Origin of the sequence: Mesorhizobium sp. ANAO-SY3R2 (assembly GCF_042466635.1) — a bacterium.
GTDB lineage: Bacteria > Pseudomonadota > Alphaproteobacteria > Rhizobiales > Rhizobiaceae > Aminobacter.
This window is the reverse complement of the sequence record NZ_CP159955.1, coordinates 2,078,510-2,096,437: the sequence shown is the minus strand read 5'-3', so window position 1 is coordinate 2,096,437 and position 17,928 is coordinate 2,078,510. Positions and strand designations below refer to the sequence as shown.

General features: G+C 62.8%; 25 protein-coding genes and 1 pseudogene. 13 read left to right on the top strand and 13 right to left on the bottom strand.

The genetic code is table 11. The features are described 5' to 3' along the window. Positions 1 to 298 precede the first annotated feature (298 nt). From ABSY17_RS15035 to ABSY17_RS15025, 3 genes are all read right to left on the bottom strand, one after another. Positions 299 to 601 (bottom strand): hypothetical protein, encoded by a 303-nt coding sequence (locus ABSY17_RS15035; RefSeq protein WP_378952197.1) that lies wholly within the window; start codon positions 599 to 601, stop codon positions 299 to 301. Positions 602 to 619: 18 nt separating this feature from the next. Next, positions 620 to 946: a hypothetical protein gene (locus tag ABSY17_RS15030; RefSeq protein WP_378952194.1), complete on the bottom strand. Its 327-nt coding sequence runs from the start codon at positions 944 to 946 to the stop codon at positions 620 to 622. Positions 947 to 1,097: 151 nt separating this feature from the next. Beyond that, on the bottom strand, positions 1,098 to 1,559 hold the full coding sequence (locus ABSY17_RS15025) for a helix-turn-helix domain-containing protein (protein ID WP_378952191.1): 462 nt from the start codon (positions 1,557 to 1,559) through the stop codon (positions 1,098 to 1,100). Here ABSY17_RS15025 and ABSY17_RS15020 point away from each other — a divergent pair. The 13 genes from ABSY17_RS15020 to ABSY17_RS14960 all read left to right on the top strand — a co-directional run bounded on the left by ABSY17_RS15020 (position 1,558) and on the right by ABSY17_RS14960 (position 11,478). Further along, positions 1,558 to 1,815 (top strand): hypothetical protein, encoded by a 258-nt coding sequence (locus ABSY17_RS15020; protein ID WP_378952188.1) that lies wholly within the window; start codon positions 1,558 to 1,560, stop codon positions 1,813 to 1,815. The genes ABSY17_RS15025 and ABSY17_RS15020 overlap by 2 nt on opposite strands. 232 nt (positions 1,816 to 2,047) lie before the next feature. Next, positions 2,048 to 2,491 (top strand): hypothetical protein, encoded by a 444-nt coding sequence (locus ABSY17_RS15015; protein WP_378952185.1) that lies wholly within the window; start codon positions 2,048 to 2,050, stop codon positions 2,489 to 2,491. A gap of 141 nt (positions 2,492 to 2,632) precedes the next feature. Continuing rightward, complete coding sequence (locus tag ABSY17_RS15010; protein ID WP_378952182.1) at positions 2,633 to 3,139, top strand: hypothetical protein; 507 nt, start codon at positions 2,633 to 2,635, stop codon at positions 3,137 to 3,139. Between the two features lie 158 nt (positions 3,140 to 3,297). Beyond that, a complete protein-coding gene (locus tag ABSY17_RS15005) occupies positions 3,298 to 3,921 on the top strand; it encodes a hypothetical protein (RefSeq protein WP_378952179.1) in 624 nt (207 codons plus the stop codon). A 204-nt stretch (positions 3,922 to 4,125) separates the two neighbouring features. Next, positions 4,126 to 4,833: a winged helix-turn-helix domain-containing protein gene (locus ABSY17_RS15000; protein ID WP_378952176.1), complete on the top strand. Its 708-nt coding sequence runs from the start codon at positions 4,126 to 4,128 to the stop codon at positions 4,831 to 4,833. Next, positions 4,830 to 5,423 carry an MT-A70 family methyltransferase gene (locus ABSY17_RS14995; protein WP_378952173.1) on the top strand — a complete coding sequence of 198 codons (594 nt, stop codon included), beginning with the start codon at positions 4,830 to 4,832 and terminating at the stop codon, positions 5,421 to 5,423. Before ABSY17_RS15000 ends, ABSY17_RS14995 begins: the two co-directional genes overlap by 4 nt. Continuing rightward, positions 5,420 to 5,899, top strand: coding sequence for a hypothetical protein (locus tag ABSY17_RS14990; protein ID WP_378952170.1), 480 nt, complete (start codon positions 5,420 to 5,422; stop codon positions 5,897 to 5,899). Before ABSY17_RS14995 ends, ABSY17_RS14990 begins: the two co-directional genes overlap by 4 nt. Next, positions 5,896 to 7,887, top strand: a complete 1,992-nt coding sequence (locus tag ABSY17_RS14985) for a DNA cytosine methyltransferase (protein WP_378952167.1) — start codon at positions 5,896 to 5,898, stop codon at positions 7,885 to 7,887. Before ABSY17_RS14990 ends, ABSY17_RS14985 begins: the two co-directional genes overlap by 4 nt. Continuing rightward, on the top strand, positions 7,880 to 8,164 hold the full coding sequence (locus ABSY17_RS14980) for a hypothetical protein (protein WP_195432372.1): 285 nt from the start codon (positions 7,880 to 7,882) through the stop codon (positions 8,162 to 8,164). The genes ABSY17_RS14985 and ABSY17_RS14980 overlap by 8 nt, the downstream gene beginning before the upstream one ends. After that, a complete protein-coding gene (locus ABSY17_RS14975) occupies positions 8,161 to 9,279 on the top strand; it encodes a CHC2 zinc finger domain-containing protein (protein WP_378952164.1) in 1,119 nt (372 codons plus the stop codon). Before ABSY17_RS14980 ends, ABSY17_RS14975 begins: the two co-directional genes overlap by 4 nt. After that, entirely contained in the window at positions 9,276 to 10,607 is a 1,332-nt protein-coding gene (locus tag ABSY17_RS14970) for an AAA family ATPase (protein WP_378952161.1), read from the top strand. Before ABSY17_RS14975 ends, ABSY17_RS14970 begins: the two co-directional genes overlap by 4 nt. A gap of 17 nt (positions 10,608 to 10,624) precedes the next feature. Continuing rightward, complete coding sequence (locus tag ABSY17_RS14965; RefSeq protein ID WP_378952158.1) at positions 10,625 to 11,008, top strand: hypothetical protein; 384 nt, start codon at positions 10,625 to 10,627, stop codon at positions 11,006 to 11,008. After that, positions 11,008 to 11,478, top strand: a complete 471-nt coding sequence (locus ABSY17_RS14960) for a hypothetical protein (protein ID WP_378952155.1) — start codon at positions 11,008 to 11,010, stop codon at positions 11,476 to 11,478. Before ABSY17_RS14965 ends, ABSY17_RS14960 begins: the two co-directional genes overlap by 1 nt. A gap of 354 nt (positions 11,479 to 11,832) precedes the next feature. Here the strand turns inward: ABSY17_RS14960 and ABSY17_RS14955 are convergent, their stop codons facing one another. The 10 genes and pseudogenes from ABSY17_RS14955 to ABSY17_RS14910 form a co-directional block, all read right to left on the bottom strand. Beyond that, positions 11,833 to 13,290, bottom strand: coding sequence for a helicase HerA-like domain-containing protein (locus tag ABSY17_RS14955; RefSeq protein ID WP_378952152.1), 1,458 nt, complete (start codon positions 13,288 to 13,290; stop codon positions 11,833 to 11,835). Then, positions 13,280 to 13,600, bottom strand: coding sequence for a hypothetical protein (locus ABSY17_RS14950; protein WP_378952149.1), 321 nt, complete (start codon positions 13,598 to 13,600; stop codon positions 13,280 to 13,282). The genes ABSY17_RS14955 and ABSY17_RS14950 overlap by 11 nt, the downstream gene beginning before the upstream one ends. A 98-nt stretch (positions 13,601 to 13,698) precedes the next feature. Continuing rightward, positions 13,699 to 13,974 carry a hypothetical protein gene (locus ABSY17_RS14945; RefSeq protein WP_378952146.1) on the bottom strand — a complete coding sequence of 92 codons (276 nt, stop codon included), beginning with the start codon at positions 13,972 to 13,974 and terminating at the stop codon, positions 13,699 to 13,701. Further along, entirely contained in the window at positions 13,974 to 14,315 is a 342-nt protein-coding gene (locus tag ABSY17_RS14940) for a hypothetical protein (RefSeq protein ID WP_378952143.1), read from the bottom strand. Before ABSY17_RS14940 ends, ABSY17_RS14945 begins: the two co-directional genes overlap by 1 nt. A gap of 165 nt (positions 14,316 to 14,480) precedes the next feature. Next, on the bottom strand, positions 14,481 to 15,215 hold the full coding sequence (locus ABSY17_RS14935; RefSeq protein WP_378952140.1) for a hypothetical protein: 735 nt from the start codon (positions 15,213 to 15,215) through the stop codon (positions 14,481 to 14,483). Beyond that, a complete protein-coding gene (locus ABSY17_RS14930) occupies positions 15,208 to 15,909 on the bottom strand; it encodes a hypothetical protein (protein ID WP_378952137.1) in 702 nt (233 codons plus the stop codon). Before ABSY17_RS14930 ends, ABSY17_RS14935 begins: the two co-directional genes overlap by 8 nt. 41 nt (positions 15,910 to 15,950) lie before the next feature. Beyond that, a complete protein-coding gene (locus ABSY17_RS14925; protein ID WP_378952134.1) occupies positions 15,951 to 16,154 on the bottom strand; it encodes a hypothetical protein in 204 nt (67 codons plus the stop codon). Continuing rightward, positions 16,151 to 16,753, bottom strand: coding sequence for a methyltransferase type 11 (locus tag ABSY17_RS14920; RefSeq protein WP_378952132.1), 603 nt, complete (start codon positions 16,751 to 16,753; stop codon positions 16,151 to 16,153). Before ABSY17_RS14920 ends, ABSY17_RS14925 begins: the two co-directional genes overlap by 4 nt. Further along, positions 16,750 to 17,511 (bottom strand): hypothetical protein, encoded by a 762-nt coding sequence (locus tag ABSY17_RS14915; protein WP_378952709.1) that lies wholly within the window; start codon positions 17,509 to 17,511, stop codon positions 16,750 to 16,752. Before ABSY17_RS14915 ends, ABSY17_RS14920 begins: the two co-directional genes overlap by 4 nt. 96 nt (positions 17,512 to 17,607) lie before the next feature. After that, a pseudogene (locus ABSY17_RS14910) lies at positions 17,608 to 17,898 on the bottom strand (DUF3560 domain-containing protein); the annotation flags it as partial. Between the last annotated feature and the right edge of the window lie 30 nt (positions 17,899 to 17,928).

Here is a 17,928-nt window from a genome sequence, read left to right as displayed (position 1 = left end):
TACGGCGACCCGCGAATTGCACCAAGCCGCTTAACGTGCGGTTTTCAAACGGGATTCGACGCGGTTTCGCGCGCGCGGAACCTGGTGAAAACAGTACATCATTAGCGAGAATGTGAGATGGTGGAGGAGGGCGCCTAAAGCGCCCGATCCGACCTTCATATGAAGCTCTACGACATACGTCGGTGCTAGAATTTCAAACGTAGAGCTATGAGTATATTTAACTTCTTTCCGCGCGGACCACGCGCGCCACGTGGCGCGCGATAGTCGGATCATAGCGAAATGCAAGAGTGAATTGCCGCTATTCGGCCATTGTCGGCGAAACCCAGAAACACCGGCCGCTGCCGGTCGGTTTCACACAGGAGAGCCCGAAAGTGGATTTCGATTCGATTTCCACCTGTTCGCCGATCTTGAACACCCGGCAGGAGCCGGACCGGATGCCGTCGTCGATCATGGCGCCGGCGGCCGCGGGATCTCTCGTGACATCTCGGTGTGTGAACAGCTTCTCGGCGTATGATCGATCGAGGCAGCCAGGTCCGGCCTGAGTGATCTCGCCGGCTTGGGCCGGCAGAGCCGTCAACGCCATCATGGCGGCAGCAAGCATTGCTCGCATCAGGATCTCCTAGTTTGCGGTCCTTGCCACTTCGCGGGCGAGGCGCTCGAGCATCGTCGCGGACTGCTGCGCGGTTACGCGAACAGTCAGGGGCGAGTGATCGGAAAACTGGAAGACGAAGATGCGGTCGCCTGTTGCCGCGTCGATCAGGACTTCGATCGACTGTGGCTGCATGGCCGTTTCAATGAGCTCTAGTAACACTCCCGCGCCCCGATCGTGTTGTCGGCGCCGACGGTTCACCATCAGCGACGAGGCAAATCGGACCTCGTGCATAACCTGCCCGATCTGCGTCAGAGGAATTTCCAGCGAAAACGTGGGCTCGTCATCGACCTTCATCGCAAATGTCGACGCGATCCCGTCTGGCTCGACGTGTGCTCGTATCGCAGTCAGATGCTTGGTCGGTTGGGACGTGTTCCCCGACGTCTCCTCCTCTAACGTCGGTCCCCACCGCATTGTCAGCATTTACTCCACCCTTGTTACGCTACGCTTACTCGCCGCCAGAACTTCTCCGCTCTAGCCGCTTGTTCACCATGATTTCGAAGGCCTCGAACAGCTCATCCGCGTCCTCTTGCGGCAGTAGCTCAAGCTTGGCGTCGATACTGCGAGGCGGCGTTTCCGGGCCTGCGCCTTCCGTAAGCCAGGCGACCGTCGTCTGAAGGACGGGCGCCAATTTTGACAGCGTCGTTACCTTGATGCCGTGATCCAGGCCTCGAGCCACGTTGCGTTCGATATTTCGAATTCCATCGGGGGAAAGCCCGGCCGCTTTCGAGGCGCCCTGGGCAGACATGCCAACGGCCTCCAGGCGCTGATGAATGCGCTCGAGGGTGGCTTTTGTCTGGGCGAGATGAGGCTTTTCCATGGGGCGGTATTCTAACCGCATCATTTTTTGGCAGTTAGCGGTATCTAAACCGTTGACAGATGCGGTTTTAGAACCGTATTGCTGTTGCATGATACAGATTTCGCACCTCCTCAAAGTCGTAGATGCCTACCGCGTCGCCACCGGGACATCCGAGACGACAGTGAGTCATCGTGTCTTCCGCGACACGAAGAAGGTTCGCCAGTTGCGCGAAGGTGGCGATATGCAGATCGGCCGCTTTAACGAAGCGCTCGTCTGGTTTTCGTCGAGCTGGCCGGAAGGCGCGATCTGGCCCGCTGACGTCGAGCGCCCCGCGCCCGTCGTGCAGCCCAGTGAGGCCGCTGAATGAGCTTCCTATCGCGCCTCGCCGTCATCGCTGGGCGTGTTTGCCGGACCGTTGCCCCGGTCTCCGGCATGGTGGGTCGCGTTTTCGCGACCCGCCGCAATTCCTCGGTTCGGTCATTTCTGTCGTCCTCGCTTTCGATGACGACAGGGATATCCGGCTCCGATTCTGATCTCTCGGAAAAGGCTTCGCAGATCTCAGAATTCTGTTCTGAGCGCGTCCATAGTTGGGGTGCGGCATGCAGAGCCTAGCCGACGTCAAATGCATTACGCGTGAACTTGGCGACATGCTGGCCCCGCACCGTGGCTGGCAGGAGCAGGTAAGCGCTGTCCATCGTGAGCTGACCAAGAACGAATTTGCATGGTCGATCCCCGGTCTCAGCTGGAACCGCGTGAAGGCGTGGTTCTACGGCGAGGCACGCCGCATCGACTACGAGCACATGGTCGCCCTCAAAGAACTCAAAGCCACCCAGGAGGCGCGGCGTGAACACCTCGAATTTCTGGCCGCCACAAATCGCATGGCGGCGCTCCTTGCCGCTGAGGGCGCGTCGCTCTCTGGCGCGCAGCTGGAAGCGTTACAGCGCGTGGCGAGCCGACAGGCTCATGCTGCGAGCCGTCCTGACAAGGGATCGGGCGGCACGGTTCGCGGAATGGTTGGCGCCGGAGATCATCACCCCGCTTAGCGAGCCTACGGCTCCCCGGCAGGCGGAGCCACCACCATCAACGCCATCTGGCAGCCCGGTCGTCAGACACAGTTCCGAAGGCCTCCCAGACCGGAACGTCTTCCACGAGCTCTTTCAGCCACACACGTAAGGAGATGCGCAATGGCGCGGCAGGTGCATGAACGTCAGAACTCCGCGACGCCGTCTGAGGCGGCATCGTATGTCGAGGAATGCGATCGCCTCGAGCAGGAGCGTGAGCGGCTGCTCGACGAGCTCGACGCAGCGTTCAAAAAGAAGAAGCGCGAACTCAACAAGCGCATCAACGATGAGGTCGCCAGCCAACTCGAGGACGCCAAAAAGGTCGGCGTCAAGAAGGCCATCATCCGCGCGATCGTGAATGGCCAGAAGGGCAAGCGGAAGGCCCAGGAGTTGCTTGCCAGCAAGATCGAGCGCGCCGACGAGCTGCTCGATGCCCTCGAGGCCGACGATCGGCAGCAGGCAACGTCCATCCTTGACGCTCTCGGCGAGGACTTCGCCGGCCTGCCGCTGGGCGCGGCTGCCGTCGCTCGCGAGGAGAAGCCCGCGGACGATGTCACCCAAGGCATCGTCGCTGCCGCCACGGCGGCGTGGGGTGGCGACGAGCCCAAGAAGGACAAGGCTAAGCACTAACCCCAAACGGGGTCCAGAATGGGCGGCGACGTAGGCCTCGCCGGGGTGCTTGGTGGAAAATCCGATAAAGGCCACTGTCCAAGCCCCTGCCCACCGAAACTAACGGTCGGAACCGTTTCGGTGGGTGCCCTGCCGACTTTCCAGCACGGCGGGCAACCATGACCAATCTTCCCAAGATACTGTTCATTGACGCCGCAACCAAGTTCGGTTGGGCGCGCGGCCGACCAGGCGACTGTCCGGAGTCGGGCAGTGGTCGCTTCGCTAGCGAAGGCGCGTCGCAAGGCGCTGTCGCGTGGGGCGCGATGCGCTGGATCGCGGCGCAGATCAAAGAATTCGAGCCCGACGAGATCGTGATTGAGGCCCCGCTGCCTGCGTCGATCGTCAACGGCAAGACCTCTCTGGCAACGCAAGAGATACTAATGGGACTGCCCTTTGCCGTGCAAGGCATGGCCTTCGGCATGAATATGTTCCGGGTCTCGGTCGCCCGAGTGGCCAAAATCCGGGCACATTTCATCGGATCGAACCCCAAGGGTGACGTCGGCAAGGAAAAGACCTGGCGCAAATGCATGGCGCTCGGCTGGATCTCGGCGACGGATGAAGATCTGTCCAACGACCGAACCGATGCTCTGGCCGGCTGGCATTACGCCTGCACCGTCATCAGCCCAAAGCACGCTCAACCGATCGACGACCTGTTCGTGAAAGCAGAGCAGCGTCGGCGCCAGGCGGAGCAGGCGGCGCAGCGCGAAACCGATGCGCTCGATCAAGTCCGGAGGTTGTTCTGATGCGGCCTCCTTCGACCATCTTCGCGCTCGTCATGTTCGCGGCAGCTGTCGCGGTCGTCATCGCGATCACGATGGGAGAGCTCTGATGCTGCTCCTATCCGCTTGGAACGCAATGGGCCGCCGCCGCAGCCCGCGCCAGCTTCTCCCGACCGACCGACGCATGATCTGCCGTCTACCAGGACTTCGTATCCGCTGGAGGCAAGCATGATCGTCCACTGCTTTCTCGTCATGCGCAGCCACGCGCCAAAGCTTGAGCTGGCCTGTCAGATCGCCGGTTACGAGATCGTCCGGCATCGTTCGCTTCAGGAATTCAGCACGGCGCTCTACCGCGATCCGGGATCCATCGGGGTCTACTGGTCGATCGGCCTTGCATCGTCGCTATTCACGTGTCGCGAGATCCGCGTGGGCAACGTGAGCAACTGCATTCTGGCGTTGCTGCCGGACCATTGCGCTGAGCACACCACGTTCGCAGGCATTCTCAATGCTGGTGCCGACGACGTGCAGAGTGACCAGATCGATGTCGCTGAGCTGGGTGCTCGGCTGACAGCTCTGGGCTCGCGTCAGCGCCAGATGGGCGACCCTGTCATTTCGTTCTGTGGATGCACATACAACCAGAGCACTGGGGACATCGTGTCGGAGTTCGGCCGCGTGGTGCTCACCTCGCGCGAGTCGATGGTCATGAGCCTGCTTCTCGCCCGCACCGGCGCCGTCGTCACCAAGCAGATGATCTTCGACTATCTCTATCAGGGACGCGATGAGCCTGAAATCAAGATCGTCGACGTGTTCATCTGCAAGCTGCGCAAGAAGATCCAGGCCGTGACCGGTGGCGTGGACCTGATCGAAACCGTCTGGGGCAGGGGCCATCGCTTTGCCAAGGACCGCTTCCGCGAAGCCGAGGTGGCAGCGGAATGAGACTGTTCGCTCACGGCGGCTTGGTGAACTGGCCTTTCGGGGATCTCGACCCGCATTCCTACGATTTCATTATGGCAGATCCTCCGTGGGCCTTCGGGCTGCGCTCGAAAAAGGGCGAGCGGAAGAGCGCGCAGGCTCACTATCGGTGCCTTCCCCTGGACGAGATCAAGGCGTTCCCGGTGCAGGATCTCGCCGCGCCGAACTGCCTGTTGTGGCTCTGGGCTACCAACCCGATGCTTCCCCAGCAGATCGAGACGTTGCAGGCGTGGGGGTTCGTGTTCAAGACCGCCGGCACTTGGATCAAGACCACCAAGAACGGCCATCTGGCATTTGGCACCGGATACATTTTGCGAGGCGCTTCGGAGCCGTACCTGATCGGTACCCGTGGCAAGCCGAAGGTAACCGCCAAGAACATCCGCTCGGCCTTTCTTGCTCCGATCCGTGAGCATTCCCGCAAACCCGACCAGGCGTTCAGCGACGCAGAGAAGCTCATGCCGTCCGCGCGCCGGCTGGAGCTGTTCAGCCGCACCAACCGACCAGGCTGGTCCTCATGGGGTGACCAGGTCGGCAAATTCAATGAGGCAGCATGACCAGACCACTCCGCGATCGCCTCGGCGAGATGATGCGCGAGGCGCGCATTGGTAAGACCCGCTACGCATGGTCACGTCTCGACGATTCCGCGCAGGAAGAATGGCGGCGCAGCGCCGACCATCTGCAGCGCCTGGCCGCGGATATGGGCGTCAGCATCACGCTTACGGGTGACCAGAAGCCCAAGCCGACGCCACCGGCGGCCGCTGTCATTTATTCGCTCCACGACGCCCGAGATTCCCAGAACGAGCGGGCGATCCGTTGCGAAGGCGATGGCAGGTGGTCGGTGATCACCACCAACCGCCTGACCAAGGCCACCAAGATCCTCCTGACTTTCAGCGTCGAAGAGGTCGATCGCGACTGCGATCAGATCCTCGGGGGCGATCCGAAGGCCAAGGAAATCACCGGCGCTCTGACCAAGGTCGCCGCCGTCAACTTCATCCGCATGTTGCATGCCGAATCCATGGAGACCGCATGACCATTCACACTGCCGTTACGGAGGTCGAGTTCCGTCACTTCCACCTGTTCTGCGGCCTCGGTGGCGGCGCCAAGGGGTTTAACAAGGGCCATGCTCGCGTCGGCAGCCTAAGCGCAAGGTTCCGCTGCATCGGCGGCGTTGACGTCGATCCAGCTTCCATCCGCGATTTCACCCGCGCCGCCGGCGTGCCCGGCACGGTGCTGGATCTCTTCAGCCGCGAGCAGTATCACGCATTTCACGGCAAGGAGACGCCGGCAAACTGGCGTGAGGCTTCGCCGGTCGACCTGCACCGCGCAGCGCACGGCGAGCGTCCGCACATCGTCTTCCTTTCGGCGCCGTGCAAGGGTTTCAGCGGATTGCTGCCGGAAGCGTCTAGCGCCACTGCGAAGTACCAGGCGCTCAATGGCCTCACCCTACGTGGCGTCTGGCTGATGCTCGAAGCGTGGAAGGACGACCCTGTCGAATTGATCGTGTTCGAGAACGTTCCGCGCATTGCGACGCGCGGGCGGAAGCTTCTCGACCAGATCGTCGCGCTGCTGCGCTCCTATGGCTATGCTGTTGCCGAGACCACGCACGACTGCGGCGAGCTCGGCGGCCTCGGTCAGAGCCGCAAGCGATTCCTGCTGGTCGCCCGCTCCGAGGCCAAGGTGCCGCCGCATCTCCGCGTGCCCCAGAAGAAGCGGCTCCTCGGCGTAGGTGAGATTCTTGAAAAGCTGCCGCTGCCCGGTGACCCGCGCGGCGGCCCAATGCACCGCATGCCTTCGCTACAGTGGAAAACGTGGGTGCGGCTTGCATTCGTCGAAGCCGGCTCCGACTGGCGCTCGCTCAACAAGCTGGCGATCGAGGAAGGCGTGCTGCGAGACTTCGCGATTCAGCCGGAGGGAGACTGGCAGTCGAGTGTGCTCGGCGTCCGGCACTGGGAAGAGCCCGTCGGCGTCATCGCCGGCCGCAGCAGCCCTACGAACGGCTCCTACAGTGTTGCGGATCCACGGTTTGCATCCGGCGGCAACGAGTATTCGCAGTATGGCGTCCGCCGCTGGGAAGACACGATGGGCGCGGTCATCAATGTGAAGTCACCCGGGCAGGGCGCCTTTGCGGTCGCCGATCCAAACATCCCCGGCAAGCCGCGGTTCAACAACGTGTTTCGCATCGTGCCATGGGGCGGTGCGGCGCCGGCGGTGGCAGGCCCAGGCGGCCCCGCCGGCGGCCTTGCGGTCGCCGACCCACGTCCGGCTGAGCGCGACGACTACAAGCAGACCAAGTATCGGGTCACCGGTATGAAAGAGGCGGCAGGAACGGTAATCGCCGCGTCGACGACCGGCAACGGCGCCTATGCTGTTGCTGATCCTCGGCCCGGCTATGGAGCCGGTGCCCACCAAAACATCTTAGCTGTCACCGATTGGGAGAAGCACTCCAAGACCGCAACCGGCGCGACCCATGTTGCCGGCGGCGCCCTAAGTGTCGCAGACCCGCGCCCTGTCGGCCTCAACACCAACCGCGAACACTATGTCACCGGAGGGCACTATGGCGTTGTGCCATGGGAGGGCAGCTCTGGCGCCGTGCCGGCGCATTGCAAATACGACCGCGGCGTGTGGTCGGTCGCGGATCCGCGCGAGCCGGCGCCCGAGCCGCTGTTCGAACTTCCTAAGCCTGAGGATCGCCTCGTCGCTGTGATCCGCGCGCTGGACGGCACCTGGCACCGGCCATTCACCACGCTCGAGCTGGCCGCACTGCAATCGCTCTTCGATCCCGAGGATCTCGCCGCCGGCGATTTCGTTCTCGACGGAAATTCGGATTCGGCATGGCGCGAGCGCATCGGCAACGCTGTCCCGCCGTTGGCCGCAACGGCAATGGCCGAGGTCTTCGGTCGCACGCTGCTGTTGGCCATGTCCGGCACCACCTTCGAACTGTCCAATGAGCCGATCTGGGTTCGCCCGATCGCCATGGCCCTGACTGTCGACCAGCGCGGGAACCTGCCCCATGAATGAGGTCGGCGCACGCAGCATCCCCGTGATGGGCGGTTTCGAGGGGCAGTTTCGCAAGGTCCACAAGGCGACCTGGGAACCGGTTCGCGTCAACGGCGTAGCCCAGATCTACCCCACCGAGTTCGAGGCCGAGACAATGGCCTGGCGCGCGCTGATTGCCCACCTTTGCGGCGACATCGTGCGGTCCGGCGAGAAGGTCTCTACGGCCAAGACCAAGGCTGAAGAGTTGTTCGGTGCCCTGATCAGAAAGGGCCGGAAGATCCCGGTGGAGCGGCGATGAGCAGGCGTATCGATCCGATCGAGCTCGAGCACCTAAAGGATCGGACGCCGCTGTCCGCTGTCTTCGCTCAGTATGGGATAAAAGGAAAAGGCCAGGGCAAGGTCATCTGGGCGAACTGCTGCTTCCACGGCGAGAAGACGCCCAGCCTGAAGATCAATGACGAACGCGGCATGTACCATTGCTTCGGCTGTGGCGCGACGGGCGACCATTTCACCGTGCTCACTGAACTCGGCGGAAAGTCATTCCCCGAAGCGATCCAGGCCCTCGGTGGACAGACGCTTGTAACCGCCGAAGAGCGCAAGGCGATCGAGGAGCGCAAGGCGCGATGGGAAGAGGAAGAGCGCAAGGAGAAGGAGCGCGGCCGCAGCAATGCCGAGCGGCTGTTCGGTTCCGGAAAGCAAGTCGCCGGCACGCTCGTTGAAGAGTACCTGAGGGCGCGAAAACTGATGGTGACGCCGTCTTGGACGTTCGATCTTCGGTTTGTCGCTGAGCTGTCGTATCGCGGCTATGCGGACTCCGAGGCGGAGGAAACGGTCGAGCTTGGCAAGTTCCCGGCCATGGTGGCCGCCATCCGTGATGCTGGCGGCAAGATCATCGGGGCCCACCGCACCTATCTGGATCCGCAGCAGCCGGCCAAGCTCACACCGCCCGGCGACCGCAAGCGGAACAAGGCCAAGAAGGTATTGGGCGAACAGCGCGGTGGCATGATCCGACTGTCGGCGCCGGGGCGCCGCCTGGCTACTGGCGAGGGCATCGAGACCACGCGCTCGTGGTTCGTCATGGGCATGGCCGAAGGGGACGACATAGCGCTGGCTGCAGCCGTCTCGCTCGGCAACTTGGCCGGCAGTTCGACCGGGTCACGTCCGCACCCGAAGGACGAGCGCAAGCTCATCCCCAACGGTTTCCCCGACATGCAGCGCCCAGGTCTTGTGCTGCCGCGCGAAGTCGAAGAATCTATCCTGATCGGTGACGGCGACAGCGAGCCTTGCATGACTCGAGCACGCCTCCTCGTCGCCGCTCGTCGCTTCCACCAGCAAGGCCGCATCGTGTCCATTTCCATGGCACCCGACGGCTATGACTTCAGCGACCTGCTGATGCAGGAGATGAGCAATTGACCGAAATACCTGCCATCCAGTCGTTCGAAGATTTCGAGGCCTACACCGAGAAGCTGCTTTTGCCGCCGGTGCGCTCGCACTTCGGCGCGATCGACTGGAGGGACCGCAAGAAGCCGCGCAAGCGGCTGACGTTCCTGGTCGAGGACTGGTTGACCACTAGCGGCATCTCCGTCATCGGCGGCCGGTCCAGCTCAGGCAAATCGTTCTTTGCCCTGCATCTGGCCCTCTGCGTCGCCCGGGGCATCGAATTCTTCGGCCTCACCGTACAGCGGTGCGGTGTCGTCTATCAGGCGGGTGAGGGCGGCCTTGGCCTGCTCGATCGAATGGAGGCCTACTCGCGGCACTTCTCGGTGCCGGATGACGAAGACATTCCCTTCACGCTGCTGCCGCGCAAAATCGACGTGTTCACCAAGGACAAGAAGGACGTCGACCTATTCATCGAGGAGGTCAACCGCCTATCCGATCGGTGGGAAGAGCAATTCGGGTTTCGGGCTGGTCTCATCACCATCGACACGCTGAAGAAGGCCGCCCCGGGCATCGACGAGATCAGCGGCAAGGATAACGCTGTCGTGCTCGACAACGTCGCCCGCATCGAGCGCGAGACGCGCTGCCACGTTGTGCTGGTCCACCACACCAACGCCGACGGCAAGAAGTTGCGCGGCCACACATCGCTGCGCGACGACGTCGACCAGGTGATCCTCATCGAGCACGACAAGGAAACAGGGATTCGCGACGCCGTGCTCGACAAGATCAAGGACGGTGAGGACGGCAAGAAGATCCGCTTCACGCTGATGGCAGTGCCGGTGCGATCTGAGCAGCTACCGGATGGGTCGACCAAGGAATTCACGTCTTGCGCCGTCGTGACCGTGACCGAGAAGGAGCGCCTGAAGAAGGAGCAAACCCGTCTCGGCTACAGCGTCAACCCGACGACGCGGAAAATCTTCCTCCACCTGTTCGAGGCCCAGGACAAGTTCGGCAAGTTCGTGGCCAACGACAAAGAAGGCCCGCCGGCCGCCGTCGGCCGCATCATGGTGCATTGGGACCACTACCGCGAGATCGCGCTCAGCATGACGGTGGCCACCGAAGATCGAAAGAAGGCGGCCGACCAGATCAGGAACGAGTTCAAGCGCAATTCCACTGACCTCATCAAGCACGGGATCATCGGGGTGAGCCATCCGTATCTGTGGTGGGACAAGAAGCCGATCCGCGGCTTCAAGCGGACGTTTCCGAACAATCAACTTCCTGAGGGTGAATCTGATGCGACCACGGAGCCACTTTCCGAGGGGCTGAAGGAGATATTCGACGGCGGCGAGGACATTGTGCTGTGAGGAAGCGGCGACCCACGATGAAGGAGGCGAAGCGTCATCCGAGCGAGCGGTTGCGTGCGAGCATGCTCTATGTCGAACGCTGGACCAACGCCAAGGCAGCGTTGATCGGCTTTCGGACGGGGCAGGGACACACCGCCGTTGCCATTGCCGAGATGCTCGCCGACGGCACCAGCTCGGACAGCATCCGGTGCATGTGGCGCAAGTGGCGATTGCCGATCGACAGGACGGGTGGGCGCCAGCGCGGCCAGGTGCCAGTAATCCTGACCGCCCATCAGCGAAAGCTACTCGCCAAGCATGCCCGGCGGCTGGGCCTCAATCCCGAAGAATACCTGCGCCGGGTGGCCTCGGTGGCGATCGAAGACAACCTCTATGCGGCAGTGACGGACGGGAAATTCGACTGATGACGAAGTGGACATCCAAGCTCGTCCGTTACGAAATGGCCAAGGCCTACCAGGTGCTGTTCGACACCACTGGTGGGATCGGCCCGGACACGATCAAATCAAGCTGGCCAGACTATCGCTATTCGACGGCCGACATCGCCGAGCAGCGCATCGCCAAGACGAACGGCAAAGGCCGCATGCGCGCCAAGGTGCCGAGGACCGCCCGCGAGATCTACCGCATGGAAATCATTCTGGCCGGTGCCACCGTCAACGGCCTGCATCGGCCAGCATGGGCGACAGCCTACCTGAACGGCGATAAAGCGCTGCGCCGCGCGCTGGTCGAATGGTGCATGTGGGAATTGTACGGCTGGGACACAGAGGCCGAGTGCCGGCGCCGAGGCTGGGCCTATTCGACCTTCCGCAGCCGGCGCGACAAGGCCGCTGGGATCATTGCGGATGCGCTGAACACGGCAGGGGTGCCGACATGGTAGAGATGCCGATGAAGCTGTGGCACCTGAACAGCCCATTGGGCAAGGACGACCAGGTCATCGAGCTAGTTGTGAGGGCTCGAAGCGCCACGCGGGCGCGAGAACTTGCTGCCCTCGAGTCGCGGCGCAGGGACGAAAATCGGAATGGCGACCATTGGGGCGACCCGAAGGTAACGACGTGCGTGGAGATCACGGTCGATGGGCCAGAGGAGGTGATATGCGTCGATTTTTACGAGCCGTAGTGCTGACATGGTGATGTGGGCCATCCTCATTGCATGCGCGGTGCTGGGCGTGGCGTGGGCGAGTGTGCCGTTCGAACCGCTCGCGCCATTTGCACCGCCTCCGCCGGCTCCGGGCCTAGACGACCCCAGCGACGGTCAGGCCGGCCCACGCCACGCAGCCCCAGAAAGCTATCGAGACCAGCTGCCGCGCCAGTGAGCGCGACTTGCTCGTTCCTTCGTCGATCGGCAGATACTTCTTATAAAGCCCGGGCACGTAGGGCTCCGGCTTGGTTTCCGGTTCCAGCGCGATGCCCCGGGCAGCCTTCATGCGGCGGTCAAAAGAGTAGCCAGCTTCCTGCTGGCTGAGGCCGCCACGGTATTTCGGATAGAGCGGCGATGCTTCCATGAACGCCTGGCGCTCCATGCTGGAGATTGGCCCGATCTGTCCCGCCGGCGGAATGATCCGCACCTTCTCGACCAGCGTCGGGACGTTGTCGTTTTCCATGACCGAGATCAGGGCTTCGCCGATTCCCATGGTGGTGATCTCGGCGCGCACGTCGACCTCCCGGTTCGGGCGGAAGGCATCGGCTGCCGCCTTCACCATGCGCTGCGCCGCCGGCGTGTAGGCGCGCAATGCATGCTGGATCCTGGTGCCGAGCTGAGCGAGCACAGTATCGGGCACGTCCTGCGGCGATTGTGTGACGAAGAACACGCCCACGCCCTTCGATCGCACCAGACGCACCATCCGCTCGATCTGCTGGACGAGCGGCTTGGGCGCGTCATTGAACAGGAGATGCGCCTCGTCGAAGAAGAAGACGAGTTTCGGCTTGTCCAGATCGCCAGCCTCGGGCAACCGGCGGAACAATTCGCTGAGCAGCCACAGCAGGCAGGTGGCATAAAGTTTCGGCGCTTCCATCAACTGGTCGGCATGCAGCAGGTTGACGACGCCGCGACCGTCGGCGGCCACGGCCATGAAATCGGTGATCTCAAACGGCGGTTCGCCGAATAGGTGGCTGCCGCCCTGCGCCTCGAGCGCGAGAATGTTCCGCTGGATTGCCGAGATCGACGAGGCGGTGACGTTGCCGTATTGCTGGCAAACCTCCTCGCGGTCGTCGAGCATCTCGACCAGCGTCCAGCGCAGGTCTTCCAGCGTGAGCATGTAGGAGCGCTCGTCCTCGGACTTGCGGAAGGCAATTTCCATCGCGCCCTCCTGCGTCGGGTTGAGGCCGAGCATCCGCGAAAGCAGCTGCGCGCCCATCTCCTGCACGCTGGTGCGCACCGGCAGGCCGGCCTTGCCGAAAATATCCCAGAGCGCCACCGGATAGCTGGTCGCCGACCACGTGCGGCCCAGCGCCGCGGCACGCTCGGCCGCCTTGCTGTTCGCATCGCCGGCCGCCGCAATTCCGGAAAGGTCGCCCTTCACGTCGGCCGCGAAGACCGGGATTCCGGCTGCGCTGAATTGCTCGGCGAGGCGCTGCAGCGTCACGGTCTTACCGGTGCCGGTGGCGCCGGTGACCAGCCCGTGGCGATTGGCCAACCGGTAGGGCAGGCTGACAACCTTGCCGCTGGCAGTCTGTCCGATCTCAAGTTTCATCCTGTTCGCCCTCCATGAAGTCGCCGCCGGCGGCATAGGGATATTCGCCGAGTTGCGGACGGAGATTGTCTCTGCGGATCATGTTGGCGGCTGCGTCGCGTGCTGTGACCATTGCGCCGTCCTGGCGCATCAGCGCGAAAGCAACATAGACCCACGGGGGAATGTCTTGCTCGCCTTTCACCCACTTGCCGACGGTGCCGGCGCGGACGCCCCAGATCCTGGCGAAACCCTTCGCCGGCAGGTCCAGTCCTTCGAGAGCAGCGCGGAAATCCTCTGCCGTCATCCGGTCGTATTCAAATCGCTGCGGCATTGTTCTTCCTTTTGTTCCGCTGGGTGCTGACGAGTTATAGGCGGGCTGGGGGAACCCGTCACCGGATCATGGTGGGCCGCGTGCGCGCTTATGCATTTCTACTCTATCTCCGCCTTTCCCTCATTGAGCAGCTCGGCGATGCGGCGCGCGATCTGCTTGCGCTTGGCGAGCGTGCCCTGCGTGATCCTGATGACCTCGTATTGCGTGGCGTCTGTATTGCAGACGAGCACGGTGTCGTCGCCGTCGCCTTCCTCCGGCCCGCTCATCTCCCACGGCCCGTCGATGACCTGCCGGGGCTTGCGCTTGCGTGTTTCCGGCGCGAGGTTGCCGCGCGTGGCGAGGAAATTGACACGTTCCATGATTGATGCCGTCATTATCGTGCCGCCTTGTTTTCGACGTGGCGCACAGCGCCCGTGGCCGACGACAGCGCAAGCCGTGTGCGTTCAGCGGCGCGCGGCGCATTGGCGGCGACGAGGCAGTCACGGGCGAAGCGAAGGGCCTGGACGGCAGCGCGCGCGGCCTCGACCGGATTGTTGGGAACGCTTGCAAAGCGCCCGGCGGCTGCGGCCTCGTTGATTTCTTGCAGGTCAACGCGCGTGATGTTGCCCGCGTCGTCCGCAATGTCGAACACGTTCGCGGTGGAGTCGGGTTTGCGCATGAATGCCCATGCCTGGCGCGCGGCGTCTTCGGGCGTGGCGGCGCTGAGGGCGTCCATTGTCCAGGTCGCGGAGAAGTCTGGCATTGATATTCCTTTCGATTGCTCACAGTTGAGGCGGGTCGGGGTGGCGTGGTGCGGGCTATGGAGGGGGCGTCTCTTCCCCCTCCGGCAGGGCGGCCAGCGCCGCGCATGCGGCGAGGGCGGCGAGGAATGCGCGGCGCGTCACCAAGCGAGGCCTGCGGGCTCGAGGTCGTATTTCTCGCCCAGCAGACGCACGAATTCGGCGGGATCCTGTTTCGCCTCAAAGGCAACGCGCGTCCGCTCCTCGTGATCGTCGATCAGCTCGGCATAGCCCCATTGCTTGTGGCATTCCCGCCTGGCCTTGGCCATCCACTCGGCGGCGCGGTCGCGCTTGGTGATCTGGTCGCCTAGATCGGCCAGCACCAATTCAAACAAGGTCGGGATGTCGGGCCGGTACGGCTCCCCGGAATACTGGTTGTCTTGGACCAGATGGAGCCAGTCGAGCTTGACCAGAACAGACGGCACGAAGTCCCAATCATAGGAGCCGCCGTCGTGCTCGTAGTCGTTCGTTTCCATGTGGTCATGGACCGCCAGAGCGATCGCGCCGGCCTGCATGGAGACATGGCGCATTGCCGCGTAGCCCATGGACCCGAAGGCACCGGCGATGGCCGGAACGCGTTTCTCCTCCGGCAGGTTCTCGTGATCAAGCAGGAACTCCCACGCGCAAAGGGCGGCTTCCATCTCAAGCGGCGTGTAGAACTGGCGGTCGCGGGATTTGACCGGCGGCGTCACAGCACTGTCCAGCGCCAGAACTGCGGCCTGATACCTGCATTTCGGGCCGGGTGTCTCGCCATTGGCGGCGTCGTAGATGTGCAGGTTCATTGCTTCGGCGAGCGCGTCACGGCCAAGCTTGAGGGTATCGACGATGTTAGACATTGGCGCGGCCCTCCGCATGGGCGATTGCAGGAAGGACGAATGCGCGTCTCCAATTTCCGAACCATTCGACAAGATCGCCGCCGTTGACGTCGCCGTCGCCGTCTTCCTGACACCCCGGACGCCTCAATGCCGGCTCTGCGTCGAATTGCGGCCAGTCGGTCACGGCGAGTTTCAGCACGGCCAAGAGATCGAGATGCGCTTGCGGTTTTGCCGCGTTGCCGGCGAGCGTTGCTTGGCCTTCCGCCATCGCAATGGCGTCGTCCATGAGATTGCAGGCGGCTTGCTCGAACGGTGATGCGCCACAGTTGCCACGAGCACGCTTGATCGCCTTCAGTGCCGCCAGCATGACAGGCGCAGCTTGCTCCCGCTTCATTGCAGCACGTAGGCCCGCAAGAATGTCGGCAACACCAATCTGTGTCGCATCATCCTTGAAGCCGGCGATAAAGGCTTCAGCCTGAACCAGCGCGTCAATCGTTTCGTTCGCCTCGTCAGGCGCGGTTTCAGCATCGCCGACTAGGTGAACCAGAGCGCCGCAATGATTGCACTGGCCTGCCGGCATTGGCTCGCCCGGGCTTACACGCTCGCTGATGTGATGGATATAGGAACGAAAACCGGTCTCATTTGCGCCGTCGTCGGCGTCCATGTCGTCTTGAGTGAACTCGGTTCCGCAGTCTTGGCATTCGTATTTCGTCATCTGATGCGTCCTTTCAGTTGCGCACGATTGCGCGGATTGGTTTAGGCGGCGATCTCGGCGCGCCATGCGCGTAGGATAGAGGCGGCGCTGTCGCGGGGCATATCTGCATCGGCATGTCGGCAGAACGCCGGGATTACACAGGCCGATTTCTTACCGGTGTAGTAGTTCCGATGCGTCACCAGAATCGCGCCGCTCGGATGGTGATAACGGCGCAGAACGCCGCCGTTCCAACGGTCGATTTTCATTTGGTGATCCTGATAATCTTGGTGTGAACCTTAGCCGTTGCGAACGTGTCCGGCGGCAGGGTTTCGAGCGTCTCGGCGTCCTGGTGCTGGTAGGTGACGGGAACGAGCGCCACCAGTACCGCAGGCTCGTCGTGGCCGCTGCGCCCCAGCAGCCAGAGGGCGGCGGCAACGTGCTTGCGCACCTCGCTGAACGGCGGGTTCATGATGATGCGCGGATATTCGACCTTGCCGCGCACCTCCGCCGCCCATTCCAGAAAGCACCGGTTGACGACAGGGCCGAGCTGGTGAAGGCCGGCGGCTAGGCGATTGTGCCGCTCAACCTGTGTCAATTCGTGCTGGCTGTGGCCGGCGGCGAGCAATGCCCGGGTCAATTGCCCGGTGCCCGCGCTCGGCTCCAAGGTCAGATAGTCACCCTGCGGTCCGAGGTAGTGGACCATTCGGGCGGCAACGTCGCCCGGGGTCACGTGGCATTCGGTGAATTTGTCCACTGTCACAGGGGCGGCCACTGTCAGCGGCTCCAGCTTGGCGAAATCGTCGCGGCGGCGAACTGGTATGCTCATGGGTTTAGCGGGCCGGCTGTAAATGGCGGGGCGCTTCATTCTGCAGCCTCGGCATTCTCGATCGCCGCAACCGAGTCCGGCAGCGGATGCGCTTTGGAGTCGGTGAGGAAGACGGCGCACCAACCGGCCATGTAACGCGGGACGTCGGTGCGAGGGTTGGGGCAAATCTTGAAGCGGAATTCACCGCAGAGCGAAGGCCGCGTGCCGCGCTGCTCGGCATGAATTTTCGAATATTCGGCCTTGGTCATCTCGACCACGGGGAACGTCTCGACCTGGTCGCGGTGGTAGCGGTGGCGCGCCTTCAATTCCTTGACTTTCAAATTCAGGATAGGCGGCGATGCGTCTTTCTTGGCTGGCACCTCATAGCCTGCCGATTGCATGAGATCGCGCCATTCGTCGGCGGTCAGTTCAAGCATGGTGTCATTGGCCAGATGCAGCGGCAGCGCCACAGTGCTTTCAAGCACAAACGTTTCGCCGTCGATGTTGCGAGCTTCCGGCTTGTGTGCGCCGTGCTCGCGGGCGAAGGCCTGCAGCATGACGGGCGTCAATTCGCCCTCATGGCGGCGGACCGGGCCGAGCAATTCGCGTTCATAGCTCAAACGGTTCAGGGTGTGTTCGATGTAGCGGCGGCGGTAGTCGTTGCGAATGGTGCGCTCCGCCGACTCGATTGCGTGCTGGCGCGCTTCCTGTGGCGTCACTTCGCCTTTGTCGAGTTTGCCCCACAACCCATAATGGGCAAGCGGCCCCGTGGCGATTGCGCCGCCGATTGCCTTTTCTATAGCCGCGTCGTCGGTCACCTTGGCCCACACCTTCAGGCAAAGGTGAGCGTGATTGATATCGCGTTGCATGTCGCGCAGCTCAGCGAGAAGCGTCTTGATACGGTTTGCCCGGACGCGTGGGTCGTTCTTCATGTTGGCGAAGCTCTCGACGCCCTCGGCACGATAGAGCCAGTAATTCGAGAGCTTTGCGGCCTTGTTGGCATTGGTCATGGCCGATTGCATGCGCTGCTGCGTCTTCCGCGCCTTAGCCTCGGAATGGTGGCCGACAAGGATCGGCTGGCCATGGGCGAACGCCTCGGAAAGCTCCTGCGCGGCCCGCTGGAACGCGTTGGCCTGCCGATTGCGCTTGTGGGCCAGCTCGTCGAGCCGCTCGGCCTTGGCCTGCGCGCGCTCGGCGATGGTCATTTCTTCAGGCTCAATTTCGCCGGCAAGCTC